General features: G+C 43.6%; 2 protein-coding genes. One reads left to right on the top strand and one right to left on the bottom strand.

What is annotated here, in order from left to right; genetic code table 11:
* On the bottom strand, positions 1-1,262 hold a 1,262-nt coding region (gene glyA / locus F6K20_RS30245), incomplete at its 3' end, for a serine hydroxymethyltransferase (protein WP_287297172.1).
* A gap of 1,178 nt (positions 1,263-2,440) precedes the next feature.
* Here glyA and F6K20_RS30240 point away from each other — a divergent pair.
* The gene (locus F6K20_RS30240) at positions 2,441-3,217 is read left to right on the top strand and encodes a PhnE/PtxC family ABC transporter permease (RefSeq protein WP_229414487.1); all 777 of its coding nucleotides are present in this window, start codon (positions 2,441-2,443) and stop codon (positions 3,215-3,217) included.
* Positions 3,218-3,400 lie beyond the last annotated feature (183 nt).

Genomic DNA, 3,400 nt, shown 5'->3' with positions numbered 1-3,400 from the left:
GATAACCGACTGACTTCATCTTGAACCTTTGCAATGGTATTAACTGTCGGTTCGCCACTCAGCATTTTATCTATTAGTTCGGCAATGCAATGGATTTCCTCAAAACCAAATCCCCGGCTTGTGATTGCGGATGTTCCTACCCGGATACCGCTACAGACGGTAGGCTTCTGGGAATCGTAGGGAAGCAGGTTTTTGTTGACAGTAATCCTGACGCTAGCTAAGCGATCTTCGGCTTCTTTACCTGTGATACCTTTCTCAGTGAGATCGAGAAGCATCAGATGGTTATCAGTGCCGCCAGAAACCAGGCGAAATCCCCTTGACTTCAAATCTTCTGCTAATATCCTGGAATTTTCGAGGTTTTGACGTTGATAGGCAGCAAAGCTGTCAGACATGGCTTCTTTGAGCATCACAGCTTTTGCAGCGATCGCATGGACGTGAACAGCGCCTTGTACCCCAGGAAAGACTGCACTATCAATCTTGCGAGCAAATTCTGGTGCGGAATGTTCTCCCAGCAAGATCATGCCACTACGGGGTCCACGCATGGTTTTCTGAGTGCTGGTGGTGACGAAATGAGCATGGGGAACGGGAGAAGGATGTAATCCGGCTGCAACTAATCCTGAGATGTGGGCGATATCAGCCAATAAATAGGCTCCGACTTGATCAGCAATCTCCCGAAAGCGTTGGAAATCAATGATGCGGGGATAGGAACTCGCACCAGCAATAATTAGTTTGGGACGAATCTCTTGAGCTTGGGCGAGAATCTGATCGTAGTCCAGACGCTCTGTCTGTGGATCGACTTTATAAAAATGACAGTCATAGATTTTACCTGTCATGGTAAATTTCGCACCATGGCTCAGATGCCCCCCATGACCGAGATCCATCCCTAAGATGCGATCGCCCGGTTTAAGGACAGTCAGATAAACTGCATGATTAGCTTGAGACCCTGTGTAGGGTTCAAGATTGGCGTGAGCGGCTCCAAATAATTCCTTAGCACGGGAAATTGCTAAGTTTTCCAACTCGTCAATGTTCTCACAGCCGCTAAAGTAGCGACGACCTGGATATCCTTCAGCCACCTTATTGGTCAAAATCGAGCCAGTGGCTTCTAATACAGCGCGACTAACGAAGTTAGCTGACGCAATTAATTCAATATTGTCTTTTTGCCTTTGGTTTTCCCGCTCAATAATCGCAAAGACCTCTGGATCTACGGAATTTAAACCTAAACCATGGTTGTTCAGTTGCGTTTTGTCTTGGGAAACAGTCAATTTTTTTCTCCTTAAACTCTTCTTAATCTCGGATTTCCTCTGTTGACCAAAAATTTATCAATCCAATAACCTAGCAAGCGATACTTTTGCTTCAACTGACTATTGAAGCTTGCCGTTAATTTAGCGATCGCTGGTAATGGCTAGGAATTTTTTCGGTCAGATAGTTACAAATCAGGGAAACCGCTTTCTGGGACTTGGTTTGAACGCTTTTTGTTATTTCATTGTGGTGTTGTGAATTTAGATTGCCAGTGATTAGCTTAACACAAAAAAATCTGGTAATAGATCTTGTAGTAGTAGGTGGGAATTATCCTGTTGATGATCATAGAACATCATCAATCACTACGGTCAGCTGCTTCTACCCGATTGTCTCATGACATGAGCATGATCGAACAAGAGCATTACATTTCTTAGCAATATTAGCCACCTCTAAGAGCTCCGCTGGATGTTGCTTCTCCCGGATTTGCTGATGAAATGAGCATCATCTAAAAATAGTGTTAAATTTCTTAGATATCCCCCAGGAACCGCTATGGGGTGCGCGGAAGTTTGGCCAAAAGTGTGCAAGAGCCAATTTTTGGGTCAGATGGTAACCATTGTTTTGCCAACACCCCCTTTCTGGTTTGCGAGCACTACTATCATGCTTCAGCAATATCAATGGTTGACTTGTTAGCAAGCCCAAAATCAATATTACCAGCAATCTGACCGGTAAACTTCAAATAAAATCAAAAATTTATATTTATTTTATTTTGAGTTATTAATTTATTCTAGTGTTTTATAGTATAATGAGGTACACAAAATTTTTTCCATGTTCGCTGTTACATGTCCCCTATTCCCTAAAAACCGAAACTTTGTACCTCACCTAATTGAAAAATGCTATAACCCTCTTTTGTCACTCTCCGGCTTTTGTCACTCTCCGGGAAGCCAATCTACACAAGCCTTATCAGTCAATCAATACAAGCTATCCTATTAGAAAAACTTGGATACTGTATTTGTTGCTAGAAAAAAATCTGGCAATCGTTTGAACTACAAAAGTTATAGAATGCGCGAAAATACAAAAGTTTGCGGAGAGTGACAGAACAGAGATAATTAAGCATATCAAAAAATATAGCAGTTCTCAATTGGGTCAGAGATTTTCATCCTCAGTTAATGGCAATAGGGAGTAGGGAGTAGGGGTAACAAAATTGACGTTAGTTTTAATGGTGAAGCAGTTATCTCGCCCACCCTTACTCGATCTACTTCGGCTGTGGGGACTGTTGTTTTTTGTTGCTATTGCTCTTTCCGCCTACCAAGCTGGAATATTTCAACAAGACCTATTCAATCCCGGTGGATTTCCCTTACTCTGGCGATTTTTGCGGGCTAGTTGGCACCCAGAGATTAGTCCTGAGTTTTTGCGCCTGACCCTGAATGCCACTCTTACCACCCTCGCTTATGCCGCTTGCGGAACCTTTCTGAGTATCTTGCTGGGGATGGTAGGAGGAATTTTAACGTCACAAGTGTGGTGGTTGACCGTCTTTCCTCACTGGCCCATGCACCACAGTATTTGGCTAGCCATGCGGGGACTGCTGGCCTTTCCTAGAGCGATTCATGAGATGATATGGGGGATATTTTTCCTCAATATCTGGGGGTTAGATCCCCTAGTGGCCATAATTGCGATCGCTATTCCCTATGGTGCCATCGTTGCCAAGGTCTTTTCAGAAATTCTGGATGAAACCCCACGGGAACCGTTAATGGCCTTGCTCAATAGTGGCGTATCCCCCTTAACTGCACTTCTCTACAGTCTGATTCCCCAAGCCTTTTTCAATCTTCTTTCCTACAGTGTCTATCGCTTTGACTGTGCCATTCGCTCAGCAACAGTACTGGGGATTATTGGTGCTGGAGGATTAGGTGATCAGATGTTTCTGAGTTTACAGTCCCTGCGTTACGAGCAACTGTGGACATTTTTCTATGTTCTGGTCTGATTAAACGGCGCAGTCGATATCAGTAGTGCTATATTGCGCCGTCGGATTAATCTAAGGGCTTGTGACAGTTAACAAAAACCTCCACTAATCTACCACTTACTATTAAATTATGGTAGATTAAGGAGATGGCATTAATACCACTCCGTAAGGCGGTCGAACTTACGGGACTCTCCAAGAACACAC

Source organism: Moorena sp. SIO2C4 (assembly GCF_010672485.1).
Lineage (GTDB): Bacteria > Cyanobacteriota > Cyanobacteriia > Cyanobacteriales > Coleofasciculaceae > Moorena > Moorena producens.
The sequence above is the reverse complement of the archived record's forward strand: the minus strand, read 5'-3'. Positions and strand labels throughout refer to the sequence as shown.